This window comes from Kitasatospora sp. MBT63 (genome assembly GCF_000710465.2).
In the GTDB taxonomy this organism is placed as follows: domain Bacteria; phylum Actinomycetota; class Actinomycetes; order Streptomycetales; family Streptomycetaceae; genus Kitasatospora.
In genome coordinates, this window is the sequence record NZ_JAIZ01000437.1 from 1 (window position 1) to 3,711 (window position 3,711).

At 72.1% G+C, this 3,711-nt stretch carries 4 protein-coding genes; all 4 read right to left on the reverse strand.

All coding sequences use genetic code 11. The features are described from left to right. Window positions 1-128: 128 nt before the first annotated feature. The gene (locus tag AA75_RS24060; protein ID WP_033822295.1) at window positions 129-1,202 is read right to left on the reverse strand and encodes a polyprenyl synthetase family protein; all 1,074 of its coding nucleotides are present in this window, start codon (window positions 1,200-1,202) and stop codon (window positions 129-131) included. 135 nt (window positions 1,203-1,337) lie between these two features. Then, a complete protein-coding gene (mvk, locus tag AA75_RS24065; protein WP_158515559.1) occupies window positions 1,338-2,231 on the reverse strand; it encodes a mevalonate kinase in 894 nt (297 codons plus the stop codon). A gap of 20 nt (window positions 2,232-2,251) precedes the next feature. After that, complete coding sequence (locus AA75_RS24070) at window positions 2,252-3,424, reverse strand: hydroxymethylglutaryl-CoA reductase, degradative (protein WP_051813194.1); 1,173 nt, start codon at window positions 3,422-3,424, stop codon at window positions 2,252-2,254. Further along, window positions 3,421-3,711, reverse strand: a 291-nt coding sequence (locus tag AA75_RS51470; RefSeq protein ID WP_033822296.1) for a hypothetical protein, incomplete at its 5' end; no start/stop codon positions are given. The genes AA75_RS51470 and AA75_RS24070, both read right to left, overlap by 4 nt.

Consider the following 3,711-nt stretch of genomic DNA (forward strand, 5'->3'; position numbering starts at 1 on the left):
TACGGTCATGGGGCTTTCTCGCATGTCCGACGGCCTGGTCCATCCGGAACTCTAGTCGCAGAGGCGCCGGCCGCCGATACTTCGGAGGGTGCGGCCCTGCCGGCCCGTCGGCCGTGTCGACGGGCCGGTCACCTCGTGCGCTGGACGACGAAGTCGGCGAGTGCGGTGAAATGGCGGCGGACCGGCTCCGGTGCGGCGATCTCGTCGAGCGCGGCAAGGGCGCTCCGGTGCTGGCGGCGGGCCTCGCTCTCGGCCCACGCCCGACCGCCGGCCGTCTCGATGAGTGCGGCGAGGGATGCGAGCCGCTGCTCGCCGTCGGCGTCGCCGTGCCCCCCGGCGAGGCGGTGGGCGAGTTGGCGCGATGCCGCGCCGGCGTCGTTGAGAGCGGCGCAGACCGGCAGGGACTTCTTGCGCCGGATGAGGTCGTTCCAGCGCGGCTTGCCGGTGACGGCGGGATCACCCCAGATCCCGAGAAGATCGTCCACGGCCTGGAATGCGAGTCCGAGGTGGTGGCCGAAGCGGTCGAGCGCGTCAGCGGTTGCATCGTCGGCGCCTGCCAGGACCGCACCGATCGAGCACGCGCAGGCCAGCAGCGCGCCGGTCTTCCCGTCCTCCATCTGCAGGCACTCCTGAAGGCTGATGACGTCGCGTTGCTCGTAGGCGAGGTCGCGGGCCTGCCCGTTGACCAGCTGATAGTTGGCGCTGGCGAGCCGCTCCAGCGCCCGGGCCGTGTCCCGGGACGTGGCGCCGCAGGACGGAGCCTGCACGATGACGCGGGTGGCCAGGGCGAGAAGTGCGTCGCCGGTCAGGACCGCCTGAGCGGCACCGAAGACGGTCCAGGCGGTCGGGCGGTCACGGCGCAGCTCGTCGCCGTCCATGAAGTCGTCGTGCAGGAGCGAGAAGTTGTGGATCAGGTCGACCGCCACGGCCCCGGGCACCCCGAGATGCGCGTCCGCTCCCGCGGCGAGGGTTCCCAGTAGTGTCAGCGCCGGCCGGACCGCCTTTCCCCCGTGGTCGGAGGTGGCGTTGCCGCAGAGGTCGTTCCAGCCGAGGTGGTAGCCGGCGATGACGTCCAACGGAGGTGTCAGGGTGCCGATCGCCTCCCGCAAGGCGGGTGTGTAGGCGGCGCGGGCGTGTTCGAGCAGGACGGGGACGGTCACCGGAGGCGCGGGGGCGGGGGAGAGGAACAGCGTGTCTGTCATACGGCAACCTCGTGGTGTGCGGGGCGGTCTGCTCAATCTAATGTCGAGATCGACCACCCTCCTGAATCCGTCAGGATGGTGGGCGGGCATGAATTCCTGGCCGGCCGGATTCCCTTGCGGCCATGTGTTCCGGCGTCAATTTCGATGGTTCGTCGCGTCCTCCGGTTCACTCCGGTTCATGCGAGTGAGGAAGACCTCGAACCCGGAGTCCCGCAGCGCCGTGCAGATCCGGGGCCCGCGCGCCCCGGCGACGGCGATCATCGCCCCTCCGTGTCCGGCGCCGGTGAGTTTGGCTCCGGCAGCCCCCGCCTCTCGGGCGATCGCCACCATGCGGTCCAGCGTCGGTGTCGACATACCCAGGTCCCTCAGCTCCAGGTGGGCCGAATTCATGGCGTCTCCCAGGTCCGCCACCTCGCCGTCGGCGAGTGCGGCACGGGCTCTGCGGGTCAGCTCGCCCAGCCGTGCCATGGGCCCGGGGGAAGAGTTGCTCTGCGCGGGCCGGTGACCGACCGCGTCGACCTGCGCCGCGGTGGAACGACGCTGGCCGGACTGGGCGATGACCAGGTCGAACGGTTCTCGTACGTCGAGTGGCAGAACCAGGGGCTCGGCTCCGGGCTCGAACCAGATCGGCCCGGTGTGGACGACGGCTCGGATGTCGAGCCCCGAGGACCTGCGGTGGAAGGCGTGTTCCACCTCGGTGGCCAACCGCATCACTTCGGTGTCGGTGAGTTCCGTGCAGGACAGGGCCGCGACGGCGCGCACGAGCGCGACGCTGAGTGCGGCAGAGCTGCCCAGCCCGCCGCCCGGGGGCAGTCGGGACTCCGTGTGGACGGCGACCCGGCACGGGTCGAGGCCGAAGGACACCGCCGTGGTCACGAGCGCCTGCCGCAGTGACCGGTCGCCAGGCAGGTCGTGAGCGTCCTGGCCGAGTTCGGCGACCAACGTCAACCGGCGCGGCACGGCGGTCGCGATCGCGGGGTGGCCGCACAGGACCGCGTGCTCTCCGAGCAGGATGACCTTCCCGGGCACGTGCTGGACGCTGCGGGCCCTCACGGCGGTGTACCGGGGCCGGAGTCACGACAGCGATGATGAAGGGCCATGTGACCTCGCTGGATTCCCTCTCCGGCCAGGGCCCGTAGGGCGGCGAGATTCTGGGCGAGTCCGACGGCGGCCATCACGGCCGCCAGTTCCCGCGCGCCGGAGACCTCGAGCAGCCTCAGCGACAGGGTCGCGCGCGGGTTGGCCCGGATCCGCTCACCGACCGTACCCACCGCGAGCGGTGCCTCGAAGGTGCCGTTCAGCCGCCCGTCCTCGTGTTCCCAGACGGCGATCGGCCGGTACCGGCCCGTACGCGCCGCATGGGCGTGGGCACCGGCTTCGATCGCGCGCCAGTCCTGGCCGGTGGCGAGGGCGACGGCGTCGATGCCGTTCATGATGCCCTTGTTGTGGGTGGTCGCGCGGTGCGGGCTCATCTCCGCCAGGGACGAGGCCGCGACGATGCGGCCGGCGATCTGCGCGCCGGAGTGCTCGGCCGTGGCCAGCAGCGCGTCGGGGATCGAGACGCGTGCCCTGGCCAGCCGCCGGTCCGCCAGGTTCGAGAGGATCCGGATACCGGGCACCCCGCCGGTCACCGCCAGCACCTCGGGAGTGAGCGCCTCGACCAGGGTGTTCACGGCGTTCGCCCCCATCGCGTCGCCCACGTCGGCCACGACGTGGACGAGCAGGCTCCCGTCCGGCAGGGCCTCGGCGCTGATCGCGCACGCGCCGCCGCCGCGCGCCACCATCCGTGGCTGCAGCCGGCGGGCGGCCGCCACCAGCCGGCCTGCGTTGTCGTGCACACGTGCCGCCGACGCCTCGGCGTCGGGCACCTCCAGGACGTGGATCTGACCGGTCATCAGCGAGGGGTCCGCCTCGGCGGAGACACCGCCGCACGCCCGGGTGAGCCGCGCCGCGTTCGAGGCGGCAGCCACCACCGACGGCTCCTCGGTCACCATGGGGACGAGCCGGTCACGGCCGTTGACCGTGAAGTTGACGGCGACCCCGTAGGGCAGCGCGAAGACCCCCACCGCGTTCTCGATCATGAGGTCGGCCGTGGACAGCGCAAGCGGTGCCTCACTCGCCAGGAGCTCGCACTCGTGTCTGCTGAGCCGGGCCGCCTCGGCGAGTACCCGGGCCCGTTCGCGCAGCGGGAGACGGTGGAATCCGGGATGGCGGGAGGTCATGACGTCCTCCGGCGGTCGGGGACCGGATGCGGCGGCTGCGCCTGCCACCGGGATGCTCCCGGGGCCGCGTGCCGACCGGATCTGCCGCGCTGCCGCAGCAGTTCCGGCAGCGCGATGTGCCACGGGAAGAGGTGCCGGCCGGTGCGGTCCGCCGGTTCGGCCTGACCGGTTTCCGGACAGGCCGTCGGATCGGGACGTCTCGCCCGGTTGGCAGCGGAGACGACGGCGTTGACGGCGGCACCCATGCTGTTGGAGTCGATGCCGACGCCCCACAGCACCTTGCCGTC